Below are 21,032 nucleotides of genomic sequence, written 5' to 3' on the forward strand. Positions count from 1 at the left end.
GCTGACCTAGGGTGGAGGTGCGTGCCGACCTGAGTCGTTGTCAGGTCGGTCCGTGCGAGGGGGGTGGGTAGGTGACCCGGGGAGCCGTGTCGTGAGCGGTCGGGAGCGGGACGCGCTGGCGCGTCCCGCCGTCCGCACCGCCCTGATCAGCGCCTGCGTGCTGGTCGGCACCCTCGTGCTCGCCCCGACGGCCTCCGCCTCGTCCGGCGAGGGAGAGCTGCGGCCAGGAGAGACGCTGCAGTCGGGCGAGGGGCTCGTCTCCGCGGACGGCTCGCAGACGCTCGTCGTCCAGCCCGACGGGGTGCTCGCCCTGTTCGGAGCCGAGCCGGACCCCCGCTGGGTGTCCGGTCCTGCGGAGCCCGGCTCGTCCCTGGTCGTCGCCGAGAGCGGCGACGTCACGCTGACCGCACCGGACGGCACCGTCGGGTGGCGGCCCGACGCCCCCGCGACGGTCGGCTCGCGGCTCGTCCTGCGCGACGACGGCAACCTCGTCGTGCTCGACCCGCAGGGCGTGCAGGTGTGGGAGTCGGGCACGGCCGTCCGGCCCTCGATCCTGCCGTCGGGCGGCGTGCTCGGACCTGGGGACGCGCTGTCCTCGCCCGACGGCCGCCACACGCTCCTCGTGCTCGACGACGGTGACGTCGCCCTGCTCGGCCCGGACGCCACGACGCGCTGGTCGACGGGCACCGAGCAGCCGGGCTCACGCCTCACCCTGCGCGAGGACGGCAACCTCGTCGTCACCGACCCGGACGGCGACCGCCTCTGGCGCAGCCGCACGGCCGGGCACCCCGGGTCGTCGTTGGTCCTGCAGGACGACGGCGACCTCGTCCTGTACGACGCCGCCGGGACCGCCGTGTGGAGCACGGGAACCGTGATCGGCCCGTCCGCCCTGGTCAGCGGCGCGCCGGTCGCTGTCGGCGGGCAGCTCACCTCGCCGGACGGGCACCTGCACCTGCGGCTGGGACCCGACGGGCTCACGCTCGCGTACGACGACGCCGTCGTGTGGACTGCGGAGGTCCCCGGCGCGACGGGTCTCGCCGTCCAGGAGGACGGGAACGTCGTGCTGACCGGCGCCGACGGTGGTGTGCTGTGGGCGAGCGCGACCCCGGGGCACCCGGGCGCGACGCTCCGCCTGGAGGAGGGTGCGCTGCTGCTGAGCGCGGCGACGGGCCAGGAGCTGTGGCGCGTCGACGTCCCGGCGGAGCTGCTGACGCGCAGCCAGGTGGCGACGGACTGCGACGACGTGACCGCGCCGGTCCCGCAGGAGGACACGGTCGTCACCGCGTCCGGTGTGCGGGTCCACCCGTGCCTCGCCGACGCGCTCGACGTCCTGATGGCCACCGCACGGGCCGACGGCATCGACCTGCGGGCCTGGGGCTGGCGCAGCTCCAGCCAGCAGATCGCGCTGCGCGCCGCCAACTGCAGCCCCACCGAGGCCGATCCCTCCGTCGTGACGTGCCGCCCGCAGACCGCGCCGCCGGGGACCTCGCGCCACGAGCGCGGCCTCGCGCTCGACTTCACGGTCGACGGGAAGGTCCTGCGTGCCGGGTCGCCCGCGTTCCTGTGGCTCACCGAGCACGCAGCCGACTACGGGCTGGAGAACCTGCCCGGCGAGCCGTGGCACTGGAGCGTCGACGGCTGGTGAGCGCCTGAGCCCTAGGCTTGACGACGTGAGCACTCCGACGACCCCCGAGCTGAGCGCCGTCACCCAGGACTACCTCAAGGTCGTGTGGTCGGCCCGCGAGTGGTCGGAGCAGCCCGTCACCACCAAGATGCTCGCCACCCGCCTCGGCGTCGGGGCGTCCACGGTCTCGGAGACCGTCCGCCGGCTCGCGGACAGCGGCCTCGTCACGCACCAGCCCTACGGCGCCGTCGAGCTCACGGCCGCCGGCGAGCGGCACGCGCTCGCGGTCGTGCGGCGGCACCGGCTCATCGAGACCTTCCTCGTGGAGATGCTCGGGTACGGCTGGGACGAGGTCCACGACGAGGCCGAGGTCCTCGAGCACGCGGTCTCCGACCTGTTCGTCGAGCGCCTCTCCGCCCGGCTCGGCCACCCGACGCGGGACCCGCACGGCGACCCGATCCCCGGCTCCGACGGCTCGCTCGACATCCCCGCGGCCAGCGTCCTGTGGGACGTGGAGCCGGGGGAGTGGGCGGTCGCGCGGATCTCCGACGCCGACCCCGGCCTGCTGCGCTACCTGGAGTCCGTCGACCTGCTCCTCGACGCGCCGGTCACGGTGGTCGAGCGCCGGACGGTCGCCGGGGTGATCTCGGTGCGGGTCTCCGGGGCGACGGTCGACCTCGGCGAGGTGGCGGCGCGCGCCATCTGGTTGGTCCCGGCCGTCTGAGACCCCGTACGCTGGTCGGCATCCACCGGAGCTGACGACGACGCACTCCGCATCGCGATCGAATCGATTCGTCCGGAGGGCTCTCGTTGGTCACGCTGTCGCCCGCGCGCTCGCGCGCCGCGCTGTTCGCCCTCGCCCTCGGAGGGTTCGGGATCGGCACCACCGAGTTCGCGACGATGGGCCTGCTGCCCGAGATCGCCGGCGACCTGGACGTGTCGATCCCCGTCGCCGGGCACGCCATCACGGCCTACGCGCTCGGGGTCGTCGTCGGCGCACCCACCCTCGCGGCCCTCGGCGCGCGGCTCGACCGGCGCCGGCTCCTCCTGCTGCTCATGGTCGCGTTCACGGTCGGCAACGTCCTGTCCGCGTTCGCGCCCAGCATGGGGTGGCTCGTCCTCGCGCGGTTCCTCGCCGGGCTGCCCCACGGCGCGTTCTTCGGGGTGGGCGCGGTCATGGGCACGGCGGTCGTGGGACCCGAGCGGCGCGGCCGGGCGGTCGCGGCGATGATGGCCGGCCTCACGGTGGCGTGCGCCGTCGGGGTCCCGCTGTCGACCATCGTCGGGCAGGCCGTCGGGTGGCGGTGGGCGTTCGTCGGGGTGGGCGTGCTCGGCCTGGTCACCCTCGCGGCCCTGCACGCGTGGACGCCGTCGCTGCCGTCGGCGCCTGGCACCACCGTCCGCACCGAGCTCGCCGCGCTGCGCAACCGGCGGCTCTGGATCGCGTTCGGCGCCGGCGCGGTGGGGTTCGGCGGCATGTTCGCCGTCTACTCGTACGTCAAGCCGCTGCTCACGGAGGTGACCGGCCTGGGCATCGGGCTCGTGCCCCTGGTGCTCGCGCTGTACGGGATCGGCATGACGATCGGGACGCTGGTCGGCGGACGGCTCGCCGACCGGTCGGTGCTCGGCACGGTGATCGGCTCGATGATCGCGACCATCGTCGTGCTCGTCGCCATCGCCCTGGTCGGCGCGTCACCCGTCCCCGCCGTGCTCGCGCTGGTGCTGCTCGGGGTCACGTCGCAGGTGCTCGGGCTGTCGCTGCAGACCCGCCTCATGGACGTGTCACCAGCCGCGCCGTCGCTCGGTGCGGCGCTGTGCCACTCGGCGCTGAACCTCGGCAACGCGGCCGGCGCGTTCGCCGGCGGGCTCGTCATCGCCGGGGGGTTCGGCTACCTGGCACCGGCCTGGGTCGGTGCCGGGCTGACCGCTGTCGGCCTGGCCGTCGTGCTCGCGTTCGGGCGCGGTCCCGTGCCCGTCGGGTCAGCGCCGGCGCGTCCCGAAGATCGAGCGCGTGATCTCACGCCCGAGCTGAGTGCCCGCTGACCTCAGCAGGCTGTCCAACGGGCTCGTCCGGCTGGTCGACCGGCGCGGGGCGGCCCTCTTCGCCTCCCGTGCCGCCTCGTCGGCGCGGTCCTGCGCCTCCTCGGCCTCCTGCTGCTTGCGCGCAGCCTCCTGCGCCTTCTCCGCCCGCACCGCGAGCAGCTCGTACGCCGACTCCCGGTCCACGGCGACCGCGTAGCGCGCCGACAGGGGAGAGGCCGTGACCGCCGCCGCCAGCTGGGCGGCGGGCATCGGCTCCATCGACGACTGCGGCGCCCGCAGCCGGGTCCACGCCACCGGGGTCGGCGTGCCGCGCTCCGACTGCACCGTCACCACGGCTTCGCCCGTCCCCAGCGACTGCAGCAGCTGCTCCAGGTCGTAGGGCGACGTCGGGAACGTCCGGGCCGCCGCCCGCAGCGCCTTCGCGTCGTCCGGGGTGAACGCCCGCAGCGCGTGCTGCACGCGGTTGCCCAGCTGCGCCAGGACGTCCCCGGGCACGTCCTTCGGGCTCTGCGTGACGAAGAAGACGCCCACGCCCTTCGAGCGGATGAGCCGCACCGTCTGCGTCACCTGGGTGAGGAAGTCGCTCGACGCGCCTGTGAACAGCAGGTGCGCCTCGTCGAAGAAGAAGACGAGCCTCGGCTTGTCCGGGTCGCCCACCTCGGGGAGCTCCTGGAACAGCTCCGCCAGCAGCCACATGAGGAACGTCGAGAAGAGGGCCGGCCGGTCCTGCACCGCAGGCAGCTCGAGCGCGCTGACGACGCCGCGCCCGTCGGGGGTGGTCCGCAACAGCTCGGAGACGTCGAACGCCGGCTCGCCGAAGAACGCGTCGGCCCCCTGGCCCTGCAACGACACGATCTCGCGCAGGATCACTCCCGCGGTCGCCGCCGACAGCCCGCCGATGCCCTTGAGCAGCGGCTTGCCCTCGTCGCTGACCAGGTACGCGATCGTCGCCTGCAGGTCCTTGAGGTCCAGCAGGGCCAGCCCCTGCGTGTCCGCCCAGTGCATGATCAGGCCCAGGCTCGACTCCTGCGTGGCGTTGAGCCCGAGCACCTTGGCCAGCAGCAGCGGTCCGAAGTCCGTCACCGTGGTCCGCACCGGTGTCCCCTCGCCGAGCCCGCCGAGGCTGTAGAACTCCACCGGCGACGCGGTCGCGACCCACTCCTGCCCGAGGCTCGCGGTGCGCGCCAGCAGCTTCTCGCTCGGCGTCCCGGGGACGGCCAGTCCCGACAGGTCGCCCTTGATGTCCGCGACGAACACCGGCACCCCGGCGGCCGAGAGGCCCTCGGTCAGCACCTGCAGCGTCTTGGTCTTGCCCGTCCCGGTCGCACCGGCGACCAGGCCGTGACGGTTCATCATCGCGAGCGGGATGCCGACCGGGGCGCCGGGGATCGCGAGGTCGTCCTCGACGAGGGCACCGACCGGGAGCATCGGCCCGGTGAACGTGTAGCCCGCCACGATCTGCGCGGCGTGCTCGGACAGCGCCGGGGCCGATGCCTCGGCCGGAGCCTGGACCGATGGGGACCCGGTCGCCGCTGCCGCTGCCTCCGCCGCGGCCAGCGCGGCCGCAGCGGCCTGCGCCTTGGCCTCCGCGGCGTCGGCGGCGGCCTGGGCGGCCGCGGCGCGCAGGGCGGCGAGGTCTGCGGCGGACGAGGTGGGAGCCGACGACGGCGTGCTGTCCGACATGTCCGGAGCATACGACCGCCGGTCGCCGTCCACCCGGCCGCGTACGGCGTCGTGACGCCTGGTCGGTAAACTCGCCGGGTGACCTCGCAGGACGCCCCCATCGCCACCACCGCCGCCATCGACGACGTCCCGTTCCGGTACACCCCGGAGCTCGCGCGGCAGATCGAGCTGCGCTGGCAGGACGAGTGGGCGGACCGCGGCACGTTCTTCGCCGCCGACCCCGCGGGCGGTCTCACCGACGCCGAGGGCCGGCACGCGGACCCCGCGCGCCCGGCGTACTTCGTGATGGACATGTTCCCGTACCCCTCGGGCGCGGGCCTGCACGTCGGGCACCCTCTCGGGTACATCGCCACGGACGTCGTGGGGCGGTTCCGCCGCATGCAGGGCGACAACGTGCTGCACGCCTTCGGGTTCGACGCGTTCGGCCTGCCCGCCGAGCAGTACGCGGTGCAGACGGGTCAGCACCCGCGCACCACCACCGAGGCGAACATCGTGATCATGCAGCGCCAGCTGCGTCGGCTGGGCCTGGCGCACGACCCGCGCCGCACGTTCGCGACGATCGACCCGGACTACATCCGCTGGACGCAGTGGATCTTCCTGCAGATCTTCGACTCCTGGTACGACGAGACGGCGCCGCGCCCCGACGGTGGGGTCGGCCGCGCCCGCCCGATCGCGGAGCTCGTCGCGGAGTACGACTCGGGTGCCCGCGGCGAGGAGTGGGCGAGCCTGGACGCCGTGGAGCGTCGCCGGGTGCTGGACACGCACCGCCTCGCCTACGTCTCCGAGACGCCCGTGAACTGGTGCCCGGGGCTGGGCACGGTGCTGGCCAACGAGGAGGTCACCGCCGACGGCCGGTCCGAGCGCGGCAACTTCCCCGTGTTCCAGCGCAGCCTGCGGCAGTGGAACATGCGCATCACGGCGTACGCGGACCGGCTCATCGACGACCTGGAGCACATCGACTGGCCCGACAAGGTCAAGGCGATGCAGCGCAACTGGATCGGGCGCTCGAACGGCGCGCGGGTGCGGTTCGCGGTCCAGGGCGGCGACCAGGTCGAGGTGTTCACCACGCGCCCCGACACCCTGTTCGGTGCGACGTTCGTCGTCGTCGCCCCGGAGCACCCGCTGCTGGACCAGGTGCCCGCGGCGTGGCCCGACGGCACGAAGGACGTGTGGACCGTCGGGCACCGCACGCCCGCCGACGCGGTGGCGTCGTACCGCGCCGAGACCGCGGCGAAGACCGCGGTGGAGCGCCAGGCGGACGCCGGCCGCAAGACCGGGGTGTTCACCGGTCACCTGGCCGCGAACCCGGTCAACGGCGAGCTGCTGCCCGTGTTCACCGCCGACTACGTGCTCATGGGCTACGGCACGGGCGCGATCATGGCCGTGCCCGGCGGCGACGCTCGCGACTTCGCGTTCGCTGAGGCGTTCGACCTGCCGGTCGTCTACACGATCGACGCCCCGGAGGGCACCGAGCCGGGTGCCCGGACGGGCGACGGCGTGGCGATCAACTCCTCGAACGAGGAGATCACGCTGGACGGTCTGGGCGTGGCCGAGGCGAAGGCGGCGATCACCGCCTGGCTGACCGAGAAGGGCGTCGGCGAGGGGACGATCACCTACCGCCTGCGGGACTGGCTGTTCAGCCGGCAGCGCTACTGGGGCGAGCCGTTCCCGATCGTCTACGACGAGCACGACCTGCCTCTGGCCGTCCCGCAGTCCGCGCTGCCGGTCAACCTGCCCGACGTGCCCGACTACTCGCCGCGCACGTTCGCCCCCGACGACGCGCACTCCACGCCCGAGCCGCCCCTGGGCCGCAACGACGACTGGGTCAACGTCACGCTGGACCTGGGCGACGGCCCGAAGCAGTACCGCCGGGACACCAACACCATGCCCAACTGGGCGGGCTCGTGCTGGTACTACCTGCGCTACCTGGACCCGTCCAACGACTCCGTCGTGGTCGACCCCGCGCTCGAGCGGTACTGGATGGGTCCGGGGCACGGGGAGCAGGAGCCGGGCTCGATCGGTGGGGTCGACCTGTACGTCGGTGGCGTCGAGCACGCCGTCCTGCACCTGCTGTACGCGCGCTTCTGGCACAAGGTCCTGCACGACCTGGGCCACGTCTCCAGCGGAGAGCCGTTCCACAAGCTGTTCAACCAGGGCTACATCCAGGCGTACGCCTACACCGACGATCGTGGCGTGCACGTGCCCGCCGGCGAGGTCGTCGAGGACGCCACGTCCGAGACCGGCTTCCGCTGGCACGGCGAACCCGTCCACCGCGAGTACGGGAAGATGGGCAAGTCGCTGAAGAACATGGTGACGCCCGACGACATGTACGCCGAGTACGGCGCCGACACGCTCCGCGTGTACGAGATGTCGATGGGTCCGCTGGACCTCTCCCGCCCGTGGGAGACCCGGGCGGTCGTCGGGTCGCAGCGCTTCCTGCAGCGGCTGTGGCGCAACGTCGTCGACGAGGGCACCGGCGAGACGGTGGTGTCCGACGAGGCTCCGTCCACCGAGACGCTCAGGGTCCTGCACCGTGCGATCGCCGACACGACCGCGGACATGGCCGCCATGCGGGTCAACACGGCGATCTCCCGGCTGATCGTCCTGAACAACCACCTGACGACGTTGCCGACGACGCCGCGCGCCGCCGTCGAGGCGCTCGTCCTGATGACCGCTCCCGTCGCGCCGCACGTGGCCGAGGAGCTGTGGTCGCGGCTGGGGCACGACCGCTCCCTCGCCTACGAGCCGTTCCCGGTGGCGGACCCGGCGTACCTGGTCGAGGACACCGTGACCTGCATCTTCCAGGTGCAGGGCAAGGTCCGCGGCCGCGCCGAGGTCGCCCCGGACGTCTCGGACGACGACCTGCGCGCACTGGCCCTGGCCGACACCGGCGTGCAGCGGGCCCTCGACGGTCGCGGGGTCCGCACCGTGATCGTGCGGGCGCCGAAGCTCGTCAACGTCGTCCCGGCCTGACCGGCATGCCGGGCCGTCGCCACGTCGAGCAGCCGTCGGTCGCGATCGTCACCGACTCGACGGCGTCCTTGCCCGAGGGTGCGGCCGAGCGGTGGGGGATCGGCGTCGTCCCGCTGGACGTGGTGGTCGACGGCGTGCGGCACGTGGAAGGTGTCGACCTGACGCCGGGCGAGCTGCTCACCGCGCTCACGGCGAACGCCAAGGTCTCGACGTCGCAGCCGCCGCCCGCCGCCTTCGCCTCGGCCTACGACCGGGCGGCGGCGTCCGGCGCGCGGGAGATCGTCTCGATCCACCTGTCGGGCGACCTGTCGGGCACCGTCCGGGCGGCCCAGCTCGCGGCGGAGGCGTCACCCGTGCCGGTCCACGTGGTCGACTCCCGTGCGGTCGCCATGGCGCTCGGGTTCGCCGTGCTCGACGCGGCGCGCTTCTCGGTGGGGCCTCCGCCGCCGGACGAGCCCGCGCCGCCCGCCGCCGGACCGGTCGCAGCGGCGCGTGCGTGGTGGCGCGCCCGGGGACGCGTCGAGCCCCCGCTGCCCTCCGGCGCCGAGGTCGCCGAGCATGGTCGAGCCGTTGCCGGATCGACTCGCGTCTGGTTCCTGGTCGACTCCCTCGACCACCTGCGCCGCGGCGGGCGGCTCAGCATCCCGGCCGCCGCGATCGGCATCGTGCTCGGACTGCGACCGATCCTCACGCTGCACGACGGCCGGATCGAGGTCATCGAGAAGGTGCGCACGCGGCGCGCTGCACGTGATCGGCTGGTCGCCCTCGCAGTCGCCGAGATCGCGCGACGCCCCGTCGCACGCGCCGCCGTGCACCATCTCGGGCAGGCGGAGCTCGCCGCCACGCTCGCGAGCGAGCTGGCCGACGCCGCAGGTGACCGCCTCGCGGAGACCGCCGTCTGCGAGTCCAGCGCCGTTCTCGCCGCACACGCGGGCCCGGGCCTCCTGGCGATCGTCGTCTCGGACGCCTGACCGGCGCCGCAGAGCCCGGTGATCCGCCCACAGCCCTGGTCGACGAGGCCCAGCCCGCACCGTCTCCCGGCACTCGACCGGGGCCGCTGCCCCGACCGTAGGTTCGCCGCGTGTCCCGCCGTGACCACGACCTCGCCCGGATCGCCCGGCACCGTCTGACCGCGCTCACGGCCGCAGGCGCGCACGTCCGACCCACCGGTGCCGATCCGGCGGGCCACCCCCATCACGCTCCAGGCGCCCCTCCCGCACCGCACCAGCCGGCGCAGGTGCCCGGCGGCTGGGTCCCTGGCCCCACGCGGTCGGTACCCGATCGTTCGCTCGACCCGCCGGGCACCGCCTGGGGTGCACGTCCCGACCCTCGTCCTCCGGGGGACCTTCAGGAGCCTGCGCTCCCGACGTCGTCGCCGCCGTCCGTGCACGGCCGGGGCACCCTGACGGCCGCGGCGCTGCAGATCGCCGCCACCGGGTACACCGAGACGCACGGTGACGCGATCGCTCGCGCTCCGGCGCCCCGGCGCCGCGTCCGGTGGGTGCTCTCGTGGCGTCTCGCCGCTGCGGCGGGGGCGGTGATCCTGCTGGTGGCCGGTGCGGTGGCGCTGCGTGCGGCGGCGGTCGCGCCCGGTCCCCCCGTCGTCCTCCCGACACCGGCGCCGAGCGGTCCGGTCGTCCCCGCGTCCGCCACCGGCCCGGCGGAGGTCGTCGTCGACGTGGTCGGTGCCGTCATCGCGCCGGGCGTGGTCAGGCTCGCGCAGGGATCCCGCGTGGTCGACGCGATCGCTGCCGCGGGCGGTGCGACCGCGGACGCCCAGGTGAGCGCCCTCAACCTCGCACGCGTCCTGGTCGACGGCGAGCAGATCGCGGTACCGCGGCCCGGGGAAGAGCCTGCACCCGCCGGCGCGTCGGCGCCGGGCGGAGCCGACGGCCTCGTGGACCTCAACACCGCGGACGCCGCGGCACTCGACGCCCTCCCGGGCATCGGTCCCGTGCTGGCGGACAGGATCGTCGGGCACCGCCAGGACGGCCCCTTCACGACCGTCGACGAGCTCGCGGACGTCGCCGGGATCGGGCCGACGCTGCTCGAACGCCTGCGCGACCTGGTCCGGGTGTGACGCCTCCCCGAGCGCGGGGCGGGGCTGACGCGGGCGCCGTGCTCGCGCGAGCACCCGGACGTCGGGACCCGATCCGGACGCCACCCACCGAACCCGGCCCGCCCGAGGTCCCGCCGACGGAGGGCGGCGGTCGGCACGCGGCGACGGCGACGCCGGCGGACCACGCCCAGGACGACATCGGCGACCCGCCGACCACCGTCGACGTCCGCCTGATCCCGGTTGCCGTCGTGGCGTGGCTCGCGGCCCTCGTCGTCGTCCGGGTGCCGTCGCGTCCTGCTCTGTGCGCTGCCGTCCTCGGTCTCGTCATCGGGCTGGGTGTGCTGGCGGTGAGCCGTCGACCCGAGCACGACGAGACGTCCGGAGCGCGCCGGACGTGGTCCGGCACACCCCTGGGTCCGGTCGTTGCCCTCTGCCTGCTCGCGTCCTCGGCGGTGCTCGGCGCGGGCGCGAGCCAGACGTCCGCGCGCGGCGACGGGCTCCTCCCGGTGCTCGCCCATGCCGGTGCGGTCGGCCGGATCGAGGGCGTCGTCGTCGGTGACCCGACCGTCCTCCCGCCGGCGTGGCCGGGCGCGCCGGAGCGCGTCCGGACCCTGGTCGCCGTCGACCGGGCCGCCGCCCGAGGCCGGGAGTCCGGCGCCACGGGACAGGTGCTGGTGCTCGGGCCGTCGTCGTGGGGCACGGTGGCCTCCGGTGCCCGGGTGGCCGCGTCCGGACGCCTGCGACCGGGCGAGACCGGCAGGCGGACGGTCGCGGTCCTGCTGAGCAGCGCTGCACCGGACACGGTGTCCGCGCCTTCCGCGCCGGACGTCGCCGCGGAAGAGTTCCGGGAGGGCGTGCGGTCGCTCGGCGCCGCGCTCCCCGGGGACGCAGGAGCACTGTTCGCGGGCGTCACGGTCGGCGACACGTCCGCGATCCCCGACGACCTCGCGGACGCGCTGCGCACCGCGGGGCTGACCCACGTGACCGCGGTGTCCGGCGCGCACTTCTCGCTGGTCGCCGCGCTCGTGCTCGCACTCACGTCCGCGGTCCGCCTGCCTCGGCCGGTCCGGGCGGTCCTCACCGTGGCGGCGATGGCGGCGATGGTGCTCGTCGTGCACCCGTCGCCGAGCGTGCTGCGGGCGGCGGCGATGGGGGCCGTGGCGCTGCTCGGGGTCCTGCTGGGGCGTCCGCACCGCGCACCCGCCGCCCTCGGGGCGACCGTCGTCCTGCTGCTCGTCGCGGACCCGTGGCTGGCCGGCGAGGTGGGCTTCGTGCTCTCGGTGCTCGCCACGGCCGCGCTCGTCCTCCTCGGCGGCCCGCTCGCCGACCGGGGAGCCGGGCTGCTCGGCCGGCCGGTCGCGACCGCGCTCGCCCTGCCGGTCGCCGCACAGCTCGTGTGCGCCCCGGTGATCGTGCTGCTCACCCCCGCGGTCTCCCTCTACGCGGTCCCCGCCAACGTCCTGGCGGCGCCCGCCGTCGCCCCCGCGACCGTGCTCGGCCTCGCAGCGGGCTGCGTGGCGCCCTGGTGGTCCGCGGGCGCCGAGGTGCTGGCGCTCGGAGCGGGTGCCGCGTGCTGGTGGATCGGTGCCGTCGGTCGGGTGGCCGCCGCGGCGCCGGGCTCGCAGGTCGCCTGGCTCCCCGGGTGGGCGGGCGCGGCCCTGCTCACCGTGGCGGGCGTGTGCGTCGCCCGGCTCCTCGTCGTCGGCCCCGGGGCGCCGGGACGGTCGCGTCAGTGACGTCTGGCAGGCTGTGCCCGTGCCTCCTGCCACCCGCCGACCAGCGTCCCGCGCGACCAAGGGCACGGTCGGTGTCTCGTGGGAGGCGGTCGAGCTGGCGCCGGTCCTGCTCGTCAGCGGCGCCGAGGGCCTGCTCGCCGACCGCGCGGTGGACCGGGTCGTCTCGCTCGCGCGCGCCGCGGACGCCGGGGTGGAGGTCACCCGGCTGGATGCCGCCGACTACTCGGCCGGCACCCTCGGCGTGGTCAGCAGCCCGTCCCTGTTCGCCGAGGACAAGGTCGTGGTCGTGGACGGCCTCGAGCGTGCCGGCGAGGAGCTGCTGGACGACGTGACCACCTATCTCGCGGCGCCTCCGCCCGAGGTCGTGCTCGTGCTGCGGCACGCCGGCGGTCAGCGCGGCAAGAAGCTGCTGGACGCGCTGCGCGCGGGGGGTGTCCCCACGGTGGCGTGCGACGTGATCAAGTCCGACGGCGACAAGAGCGCGTTCGTCACCGCCGAGCTCCGGCGTGCGGGACGCCGGGCCGACGCGCAGGCGGTCCGGGCCCTGGTCGACGCGGTGGGCAGCGACCTGCGCGAGCTCGCCGCGTCCTGTGCCCAGCTCGTCGCGGACACGAGCGGGCTCATCGGCCCGGAGGCCGTCGAGCGCTACTACGGGGGACGGATCGAGGCGACGGGGTTCCGGGTCGCCGACGCCGCGGTGGCCGGACAGTCGGGGCAGGCGGTGGCCCTGCTGCGGCACGCGCTCGCGACCGGGGTGGACCCGGTCCCCGTCGTCGCGGCCCTCGCTGCGAAGCTGCGGGTACTCGCCAAGGTGGCGGCGGTGCGTGGTCGCGGTGCCGGTGCGGTCCGGGACCTCGGCCTGGCCCCGTGGCAGACGGACCGCGCGATGGCGGACCTGCGCCGGTGGACGCCCGAGGGGCTCGCCAGCGCGATCTCCGCGGTCGCGCAGGCGGACGCGGAGGTCAAGGGGGAGGGACGCGACCCGCAGTTCGCGGTCGAGCGGGCGGTCCTGCGCGTCGCGGCCGCCGTCGGCTCGTGAGCGCCGTCCCGTCGGCGCTGCGGGTGATCAGGCGCTGAGCGTGATCGCGGGGCCGAGCACGTCGCCCTGCAGCAGGTCGAACCCCCAGCCGCGGCACTCCTCGACGAGCAGCGAGTCGGAGACCCGTTCGGCGACGAGCCGGGCACCGTGCTGCCGTGCGAGCTGCACGAGCGAGGATCCTTGCCGACGCACGTCACGGCAGTCGATCTTCACGAAGTCGGCGTAGGGCATCATCGCGAGCTGGTCCGGCTCGCCGGTGAAGTCGTCGATCGCCATGAGGTACCCACGCCGCCTCAACCGCTGCAGCCCGACGATGACCTCGGCATCGGCCGCGACCGACTCGACGATCTCGAGCACCAGACGACCCGCGTGCGCGGGGAGCGGGCGGTCGTCGACCAGGAACGAGCGGGTGATGTTCACGAACGCGAAGGTGGTGGCCGCAGGCGGGCCGTCGCCGAAGAGAGCCTCGAGCACGGACGCGGTCGCGACGTCCTGCCGGTCCGAGCGCCAGCGGTCCACCTGGGCGGGGAGGCCCTCACGTGACCGGTAGAGGAACTCGTTGCCGAACAGCCGGCCGTCCGTCGTCCAGATCGGCTGGGAGGCGATGGGCAGCCGCGACGGGAGGGCGGGGGAGACGACTGACGCGGTCACACTGGATGAGAGCGGCGGGGCGCGGGTTCATGACGCGGTTCACCCGACCGGAGCAACGGGCTGTGACGGGGCACGTCGGCGGAGGTGCTAGAGGCTGACGCGGCGAGCGCCCGCGCGGTCGAGCACACCGGCGCGCTCGAGCAGGTTGCCCTGGAAGAGCGTGAACCCGAGGTCCCTCGCGTGACGGAGCGTGTCCGGCGTCTCGACGTACTCGGCCACCAGCAGCGCGCCGTACGACCGCGCCAGGTGGACCACGGGCGGACCCTCGACATCGAGGTCGCGCACGTCGATCTTGACGAAGTCCGCGTGCGGGAGCAGGCGGCGCTGGTTCGGGTTGCTCACGAAGGCCGGGACCGCGATGCGGAAGCCTTCCTCGCGCAGCCGCCGGATGCCCGACAGGACCGCGGAGTCGACCGTGACGGCGTCGTTGACCTCGATCACGAGGCGGTCCGGGCGCCGCGGGATGGGCAGATCGCCCACCAGGTAGGCGCGGGGGCACCGGACGAAGAGCAGCCGTCCGTTGGCGACGTGCTCGAGGTCGGCCCGGCCGAAGGTGGCTCCGAGGACGTGCGCGGTGGCCCGCTCGTGCTGGTGGGAGCTCCAGGACATCGCGCTGGCCGTCAGCTGGTCGGGGGAGCGGAACGACAGCTGGTAGGCGAACGGACGCCCGTGCTCCGAGAAGATGCCCTGCCGAGCGACGAGCACCGGCTCGTGGGAGATGCGCTGCGCCCACTCCTGCCGGAGGGCAAGAGGGATGGCGTCCTCCACCGCGGCTGCGAGATGAGCGAGCCGCCCGTCGGCGTCGTCGGGTGTCATGGGATCTATGACACCACATGTTGCGAGCTGTGAACCGCTCCTGGGCGGGTGGAATTCTCCGTGGCCGCCGGACGCCCGTTCGTGAGCGCGTCCCGAACCGGGATCTTTCACCCTTTCAGGGTCGGACCGGTGAGTAACGGGAGACACGATGCGAGTCACAGGCCATCATGGGCACCACCTGCACACCGGTACGACAAGAAGATGGAGCACCTCACCATGCCCAGACCGCTCAAGTCCGCGCTCGTGGTCCTCACCGTGCTCGGCTCGCTGGCCATCGCGCCGAGCTCAGCCGTCGCCGACGGGCCCACCAGCACGGTGACCTCCGGCGGCGCCAGCGGCTGCTGCAAGATCATCAACTGACCCACCCCCCTGATGCACAGCAGAGGCTGACGAAACGCCGTCTCTGCGGGGGGTGGTGCATCCGGGGGACGTCACACATACAATGACTGACCATGACCACGATTGCTGACCGGGTGCGCGACGCTCGGCTCGCCGCTGGGTTGTCCCAGACCTCGCTCGCGGGCTCCGCGTTCTCACCCAGCTACATCTCCCTGATCGAGGCGGGTCATCGTGAACCGACTGACTCCGCGCTCGCCGTGCTGGCTACACGCCTGGGCACGACCCTCGAATACCTGAAGCACGGCGAGGACGGTCCCAACGAGGCGCGCACGCGCCTCGAGATCGACTACGCCAAGCTCGACATGACGCAGGGCGACGCCGTCGGCGCGCGGCGAAGGCTCGAGGCGCTGGACCTCGACATCGTCTCGCCGGCGGTCCGGGTCGACGCGCTGACGACGCTGGCGCACTCGTTCGAGGTCCTGGGAGACCTCGAGTCGGCCGTCGCCATCCTCGAGCCGCTCCTGGCGGACTCGCGGGGCCGGTCGCACCACGTCGAGTCGGCCAAGCTGGCCAACGCGCTGGTGGCAGCGTACCTCGAGGCCGGAGACCTGCACCGCAGCGTCGAGGTCGGTGAGCGCACGCTCGACGAGCTCGAGGCGGCCGACCTGACGGGGACGGACGAGCACCTGCGCCTGGCGTCCACAGTGCTGTGGGCCTACGTCGAGCGCGGTGACCTGCTCTACGCGACGCACCGGGCCGCCGAGCTCGTGCGGCTCGCGGAGTCGCTCGGGAGCCCGCGCGGTCGTGGCAGCGTCTACTGGAACGCGGCGCTCGTCGCGGAGCAGCGGCGCGACTACGAGCTCGCGCAGCGGTACACGGAGCGCGCGCTCGGCCTGCTGTCCGAGGGCGAGGCGGACCGTGACCTCCCGCGCCTGCGCCTCAACTACGCCTGGCTGCTGCTGCGCTCCGACCCGGTGGACCCGCGTGGCGCCCTCGACCAGATCGAGCGTGCGACGCCCGGCCTGGCGGTCCTCGGCTCCGAGCTCGACCTGTCGCGCGTCGACGTCGAGAGCTCCCGGGCGCACCTCCTGCTCGGCGACGTCGACGCCGCGGAACGGTTCGCCAACGCCGCGCTCGAGCGGCTGGGCGACCCGCCTCGGCTCGAGACGGCGTTCGCGCAGCTCTCCCGCGGCGACGCGCTGCACGCGCGGGGCGACGTCGTGGGTGCGGCACGGGCGTACGAGTCGGCGGCCGACCTGCTCGGCATGATGTCGGCGTCCCGGCAGTCCGCGTCCGCGTGGCGCGACCTGGGTGACCGGTACGCCATGCACGGCGACAGTGCCGCAGCCGCCCAGGCGTACGACCGCGCGCTGCGCGAGGCAGGCTTCCGTCCCACGATCCCGCTCAGCTCCTGGGAGACCTGGTCGCTGATCTGATCGAGGTCGGAGAACAGTGAAGGCGTCACCCCGCAGGGGGGGTGACGCCTTCACTGTCGTGCAGGGCAGATGACGAGGTCCGCCAGGGCGGAACAGCAGAAGGCGCCACCCGCACGGGGTGACGCCTTCGCCGGTGCTCGTGCCGCTGACCGCGGCGACTGGCGGTCACGGCACGGCCGTGACCCGCTCAGCGGAAGATCAGAGTGCGCCGACCGACTTCGCCAGCGCCGACTTCTTGTTGGCGGCCTGGTTCTCGTGGATGACGCCCTTCGAGACGGCCTTGTCGAGCTTGCGCGACGCCTCGACGAGTGCCGTCGACGCGGCCTCCTTGTCGCCACCGGCGACGGCCTCGCGGACGCGACGGATGTGCGTCTTGAGCTCGGACTTCACCGCCTTGTTGCGCAGGCGCGCCTTCTCGTTGGTGGTGATGCGCTTGATCTGGGACTTGATGTTGGCCACGTGTGGACTCTCTTGTGCGTTCGCCGAAGCGATCTGACAGGTCTAGAGGGCGCGCACAGCTCCGGGACATGGGCGTGGGGATACCCGCGGAGAGGAACTGGGCTTGTGCCCGCCGACCCGGGCGGACACGCGAGTGATCATGTTAGCAGGCGGGAGGCCCGGAGCAGAACGGCGTGACTGGTCTCACGGGGACCCCACCCTGCCCTCACGGGGCTACCAGCCCTGCGTGCGGCGCAGCTCCGTGGCCACCCTGTCGAACAGGGCCCGATCGACGACGGCGCCCTCGCGGCGGACCGCGGAGGGTCGCAGACGGAGCACCCGGTCGAGCCGGACCTCGCTGGGGCGTCGTCGGGAGTCCCAGGCGCCCGCGCCGATGTCCATCCAGACCCGCCCCCGGTGGGCCTCGAGGGCCGCGTCGCGCGAGTGGTCCTTGCTGGTGAGCATCAGGCCGAGCAGGTCGTCGGCGTCGCGCCCGATCAGCAGGACCGGCCGGTCCTTGCCCTGGCTCGGGTCGTCCTCGAACGGGACCCACGCCCAGACGATCTCGCCGGGGTCCGCGTCGCCGTCGAGCGCGGGGGCGTACTGGAGCCGGACGGTGCCGCGGTGGTCGGGCAGCGTCGTCCGCGCGGGGCGCGGTCGAGGGGCGGTGCCCGTCAGGCGGGCGACACCGTCGCGGAAGGCTCGTCGTACCCGGGTCCAGCGCGAGCTCGTCGTCACGGAGCGACCGTACCGGGCGCACGCGGCGCAGCGTCGTGGGCGCTCGACCCGCCGGTGCGGGTCCACGTAACGCGGCGTTATCACCGGGCGGATACTGTCCGGATCATGGCCGACCTGTTCGACGACTACCCGACCGGACCGGCGTGGGACGAGATGATCGACCCCGACGGTGGCGGCTCCCGCGCGGCGTACTCCGGTCTGCACCGTGCGCTCGCGCAGCTCAGCGCCGGAGAGCTGCGCGCCCGCGCCGAGACGCTCGCCCGGTCGTACCTCGCGCAGGGCGTCACCTTCGACTTCGCCGGCGAGGAGCGTCCGTTCCCGCTGGACGTCGTGCCCCGCGTGCTCGCGGGCGACGAGTGGGAGCACGTCGCCCCCGGGGTGGCTCAGCGGGTGCGGGCGCTCGAGGCGTTCCTGGCCGACGTCTACGGTCCGCAGCGCGCGATCGCCGACGGGGTGATCCCGCGCAGCGTCGTGGTGTCGTCGACGAACTTCCTGCGTGCCGCGCGGGGCATCAACCCCCCGAACGGCGTCCGGGTGCACGTCTCGGGCATCGACCTGGTGCGGGACAGCCTGGGCGGCTGGCGGGTGCTCGAGGACAACGTGCGGGTGCCCAGCGGGGTCAGCTACGTGCTCTCGAACCGCCGGGCGATGGCCCAGACGTTCCCCGAGCTGTTCGCCGCCCTGCGGATCCGGCCCGTCGCCGACTACCCCCGGCGTCTCCTCGCCGCACTGACGGCGGCGGCTCCGTCCGGGGTCGACGAGCCGACGGTGGTCGTGCTGACGCCCGGGGTGTTCAACAGCGCCTACTACGAGCACTCGCTGCTGGCCCGGACGATGGGGGTCGAGCTGGTGGAGGGCCGTGACCTGTTCTGCTCCGGCGGGCGGGTGTGGATGCGCACGACGCAGGGCCGGCGCCGGGTCGACGTCATCTACCGGCGGGTCGACGACGACTTCCTCGACCCCGTCGTGTTCCGCAACGACTCCTACCTGGGCAGCCCGGGGCTCATGACGTGCGCGCGCAACGGCACCGTGACGATCGCGAACGCGGTGGGCAACGGGGTGGCGGACGACAAGCTGGTCTACACCTACGTGCCCGACCTGATCCGGTACTACCTGAGCGAGCAGCCGATCCTGCGCAACGTCGACACCTGGCGCCTGGAGGAGCCCGAGGCGCTCGAGGAGGTGCTGGACCGGCTCGACGAGCTCGTCGTCAAGCCCGTCGACGGCTCGGGCGGGAAGGGTCTGGTCGTCGGACCGAAGGCCTCCGCGTCCGAGCTGGCGACGCTCAAGGTGCGGCTGCGTGAGGACCCGCGCGGCTGGATCGCGCAGCCGGTGGTCCAGCTCTCCACGGTCCCGACGCTCGTCGAGGACGGCCTGCGGCCGCGGCACACCGACCTGCGACCGTTCGCGGTCAACGACGGGGAGTCCGTGTTCGTGCTCCCGGGCGGGCTCACGCGCGTCGCGCTCCCCGAGGGCGAGCTCGTCGTCAACTCCTCGCAGGGTGGTGGGTCCAAGGACACGTGGGTGCTCGGGGGCGCGGTCCCGCGTCGGGCCGTCCGGCACCAGTCCGACCTTCCGCAGGCCGTCGCGCAGGATGCGGCGGTCCCCATCGACTCCAACCCCAACGACGTGCGCGCCCAGGTGATGCAGCAGCAGCAGGGCCGCACGACCACCGCAGGAGGTTCCTCGTGCTGAGCCGGATCGCGGAGTCGCTGTTCTGGATCGGTCGGTACGTCGAGCGCGCGGACGACACGGCCCGCCTGCTCGACGTGCACGTGCAGATCCTGCTGGAGGACCCCTGGGCCGAGGAGGACCTGGCGTGCCGGTCGCTCCTGTCGGTGATGGACCGGGCCGCGCCGCCCGCGCACGTCGAGGTCGGGCGGGAGTTCGTGCTCGACATGCTCGCGTACGACCGGTTCGCGCCGTCGTCCATCGCGGGGTCGCTGGTGTCGGCGCGCGAGAACGCCCGACGAGCGCGCGAGATCATCTCGACCGAGCTGTGGGAGTGCCTCAACGCGACCTGGAACCAGCTCCCGTCGCACATGCGGCCCGCGCGCCCGCACGACTACTTCACGTGGGTGCGGGAGCGCGCGGCGATCGTCGCGGGGATCATGGACTCCGCGACCTCGCGTGACGACACCTGGAACTTCATGGTGCTGGGCAGGTCGATCGAGCGTGCGGACATGACGGCGCGGCTGCTGACCACCCGGGCGCTCGCCGGCTCCGCGGGACCGAGCTGGACCACGCTGCTGCGGTCCTGCGGTGCGCACGAGGCGTTCCTGCGGATGTACCGCGGGGCCGCGTCCGACGAGCGGGCCGCCGGCTTCCTGCTGACCGACCGGCTCTTCCCCCGGTCCATCGTCTTCGCTCTCAACCAGGCCGAGGCGTGCCTGGCCAACCTCGAGGGCGCGTCGGACCGGGCGGCGGTCGACGACGCCCGGCGGCACATCGGGTACGTCCGCACCAACCTGGAGTACCGACCGTTGATCGAGGTCCTCGACTCCCTGCCCAAGGAGATGGAACGGGTGCAGCGCGCCTGCTCGGCAGCCTCGGACGCGATCCGGGGCCGGTACTTCCCGAGCGCGTCGTCGACGAACTGGGTGGGGGAGGCACTGTGAGCAGGCTGCGGGTCGTGCACACGTCGACGTTCCGGTACGGCAGCGCCGTCGTGGCGTCGTACAACGAGGCGCGGATGACGCCGTTGTCGCAGCAGGGTCAGACGGTGCTGGAGACGCGGATCGACGTCCAGCCGCACACCGGCTGGTTCGAGTACCGCGACTACTGGGGCACGGCCGTGTCGGCGTTCGAGGTGCTGACCCCGCACGAGTCGATGGTGGTCACCGCCGAGCACCTGGTCGAGGTGGCCGAGCGGCCACCGCTGCGGTCGCCCGCGACCTGGGACACCCTCCGTGGTGCGGAGCTGCGCGACCGGCTGGCCGAGTTCCTCTCGGACACGCCGACGACCGCACCGCCCCCGGAGGTCGTGGAGCTCGCGCAGCGCGTGGCGGGGGAGCTGGAGCCCGCGGAGGCCGCGCTCGCGGTCTCCGCCGCGCTGCGGAACCAGATCGAGTACATCCCCGGGGTCACCACCGTGCACACCCCAGCCGCCGAGGCGTGGACCGCCCGGGCGGGGGTGTGCCAGGACATCGCGCACCTCGTCGCGGGGGCGCTGCGGGCCATCGGGATCCCGGCGCGGTACGTGTCCGGCTACCTGCACCCCGACTCCGGGGCGCCGGTCGGCACGACCGTGCTGGGTGACTCGCACGCGTGGGTCGAGTGGTGGGTGGGCGAGTGGTGCGCCTACGACGTGACCAATCGCGTCGTCGCGGGCGACCACCACGTGGTCCTCGCGCGCGGTCGGTCCTACGACGACGTCCCGCCGCTGCGCGGCATCTACGCCGGTGCGGGCACGCAGGCCGCCGAGGTCCAGGTGCAGATCACGCGCGAGGCGTGAGAC

The 21,032-nt window shown here is 73.8% G+C and carries 18 protein-coding genes; 13 read left to right on the top strand and 5 right to left on the bottom strand.

The window, feature by feature from the left end; genetic code table 11:
* The first annotated feature begins 91 nt into the window (after positions 1–91).
* The 3 genes from CTE05_RS15550 (at position 92) to CTE05_RS15560 (ending at position 3,667) form a co-directional block, all read left to right on the top strand.
* Positions 92–1,645, top strand: a complete 1,554-nt coding sequence (locus CTE05_RS15550; RefSeq protein WP_186814894.1) for a D-alanyl-D-alanine carboxypeptidase family protein — start codon at positions 92–94, stop codon at positions 1,643–1,645.
* 25 nt (positions 1,646–1,670) lie between these two features.
* Complete coding sequence (locus tag CTE05_RS15555; RefSeq protein WP_146847224.1) at positions 1,671–2,348, top strand: metal-dependent transcriptional regulator; 678 nt, start codon at positions 1,671–1,673, stop codon at positions 2,346–2,348.
* A gap of 86 nt (positions 2,349–2,434) precedes the next feature.
* Entirely contained in the window at positions 2,435–3,667 is a 1,233-nt protein-coding gene (locus CTE05_RS15560; protein ID WP_146847225.1) for an MFS transporter, read from the top strand.
* On the opposite strand, the gene CTE05_RS15565 is transcribed toward CTE05_RS15560, so the two are convergent.
* The gene (locus tag CTE05_RS15565; protein WP_146847226.1) at positions 3,605–5,350 is read right to left on the bottom strand and encodes a helicase HerA-like domain-containing protein; all 1,746 of its coding nucleotides are present in this window, start codon (positions 5,348–5,350) and stop codon (positions 3,605–3,607) included. The two genes, CTE05_RS15560 and CTE05_RS15565, sit on opposite strands and share 63 nt — an antisense overlap.
* Positions 5,351–5,428: 78 nt before the next feature.
* Here CTE05_RS15565 and leuS point away from each other — a divergent pair, with 78 nt between their 5' ends.
* The 5 genes from leuS (at position 5,429) to holA (ending at position 13,157) form a co-directional block, all read left to right on the top strand.
* On the top strand, positions 5,429–8,323 hold the full coding sequence (leuS, locus tag CTE05_RS15570) for a leucine--tRNA ligase (protein WP_146847227.1): 2,895 nt from the start codon (positions 5,429–5,431) through the stop codon (positions 8,321–8,323).
* Positions 8,324–8,328: 5 nt separating this feature from the next.
* Positions 8,329–9,294: a DegV family protein gene (locus tag CTE05_RS15575; RefSeq protein ID WP_146847228.1), complete on the top strand. Its 966-nt coding sequence runs from the start codon at positions 8,329–8,331 to the stop codon at positions 9,292–9,294.
* Between the two features lie 413 nt (positions 9,295–9,707).
* Positions 9,708–10,403 carry a ComEA family DNA-binding protein gene (locus CTE05_RS15580; RefSeq protein WP_246123685.1) on the top strand — a complete coding sequence of 232 codons (696 nt, stop codon included), beginning with the start codon at positions 9,708–9,710 and terminating at the stop codon, positions 10,401–10,403.
* On the top strand, positions 10,400–12,118 hold the full coding sequence (locus CTE05_RS15585; RefSeq protein ID WP_146847229.1) for a ComEC/Rec2 family competence protein: 1,719 nt from the start codon (positions 10,400–10,402) through the stop codon (positions 12,116–12,118). The genes CTE05_RS15580 and CTE05_RS15585 overlap by 4 nt, the downstream gene beginning before the upstream one ends.
* A gap of 19 nt (positions 12,119–12,137) precedes the next feature.
* On the top strand, positions 12,138–13,157 hold the full coding sequence (gene holA / locus CTE05_RS15590) for a DNA polymerase III subunit delta (protein ID WP_146847230.1): 1,020 nt from the start codon (positions 12,138–12,140) through the stop codon (positions 13,155–13,157).
* A gap of 27 nt (positions 13,158–13,184) precedes the next feature.
* Here the strand turns inward: holA and CTE05_RS15595 are convergent, their stop codons facing one another.
* Positions 13,185–13,808, bottom strand: a complete 624-nt coding sequence (locus CTE05_RS15595; protein ID WP_146847231.1) for an EAL domain-containing protein — start codon at positions 13,806–13,808, stop codon at positions 13,185–13,187.
* 87 nt (positions 13,809–13,895) lie between these two features.
* On the bottom strand, positions 13,896–14,624 hold the full coding sequence (locus CTE05_RS15600; protein WP_056585066.1) for an EAL and HDOD domain-containing protein: 729 nt from the start codon (positions 14,622–14,624) through the stop codon (positions 13,896–13,898).
* 216 nt (positions 14,625–14,840) lie between these two features.
* On the opposite strand from CTE05_RS15600, the gene CTE05_RS20355 reads away from it, so the two are divergent.
* Together CTE05_RS20355 and CTE05_RS15605 are read left to right on the top strand one after the other, a co-directional pair.
* Positions 14,841–14,984 (top strand): hypothetical protein, encoded by a 144-nt coding sequence (locus CTE05_RS20355; RefSeq protein ID WP_186814895.1) that lies wholly within the window; start codon positions 14,841–14,843, stop codon positions 14,982–14,984.
* Between the two features lie 92 nt (positions 14,985–15,076).
* Complete coding sequence (locus CTE05_RS15605) at positions 15,077–16,399, top strand: helix-turn-helix domain-containing protein (protein ID WP_146847232.1); 1,323 nt, start codon at positions 15,077–15,079, stop codon at positions 16,397–16,399.
* Between the two features lie 198 nt (positions 16,400–16,597).
* Here the strand turns inward: CTE05_RS15605 and rpsT are convergent, their stop codons facing one another.
* Both rpsT and CTE05_RS15615 read right to left on the bottom strand, forming a co-directional pair.
* Positions 16,598–16,858, bottom strand: coding sequence for a 30S ribosomal protein S20 (gene rpsT, locus CTE05_RS15610; RefSeq protein WP_055913307.1), 261 nt, complete (start codon positions 16,856–16,858; stop codon positions 16,598–16,600).
* A 213-nt stretch (positions 16,859–17,071) separates the two neighbouring features.
* Positions 17,072–17,575 carry a type II toxin-antitoxin system PemK/MazF family toxin gene (locus CTE05_RS15615; protein ID WP_146847233.1) on the bottom strand — a complete coding sequence of 168 codons (504 nt, stop codon included), beginning with the start codon at positions 17,573–17,575 and terminating at the stop codon, positions 17,072–17,074.
* Between the two features lie 105 nt (positions 17,576–17,680).
* Between CTE05_RS15615 and CTE05_RS15620 the strand changes: the two genes are divergently transcribed.
* From CTE05_RS15620 to CTE05_RS15630, 3 genes are read left to right on the top strand one after another with little or no spacing between them, the layout of a single operon-like run.
* On the top strand, positions 17,681–19,270 hold the full coding sequence (locus CTE05_RS15620) for a circularly permuted type 2 ATP-grasp protein (RefSeq protein WP_146847234.1): 1,590 nt from the start codon (positions 17,681–17,683) through the stop codon (positions 19,268–19,270).
* Positions 19,264–20,193 carry an alpha-E domain-containing protein gene (locus tag CTE05_RS15625; RefSeq protein WP_146847235.1) on the top strand — a complete coding sequence of 310 codons (930 nt, stop codon included), beginning with the start codon at positions 19,264–19,266 and terminating at the stop codon, positions 20,191–20,193. The genes CTE05_RS15620 and CTE05_RS15625 overlap by 7 nt, the downstream gene beginning before the upstream one ends.
* A complete protein-coding gene (locus tag CTE05_RS15630) occupies positions 20,190–21,029 on the top strand; it encodes a transglutaminase family protein (protein WP_146847236.1) in 840 nt (279 codons plus the stop codon). The genes CTE05_RS15625 and CTE05_RS15630 overlap by 4 nt, the downstream gene beginning before the upstream one ends.
* Positions 21,030–21,032 lie beyond the last annotated feature (3 nt).

Origin of the sequence: Cellulomonas terrae (assembly GCF_007990265.1) — a bacterium.
GTDB classification, from domain to species: Bacteria; Actinomycetota; Actinomycetes; order Actinomycetales; family Cellulomonadaceae; genus Cellulomonas; species Cellulomonas terrae.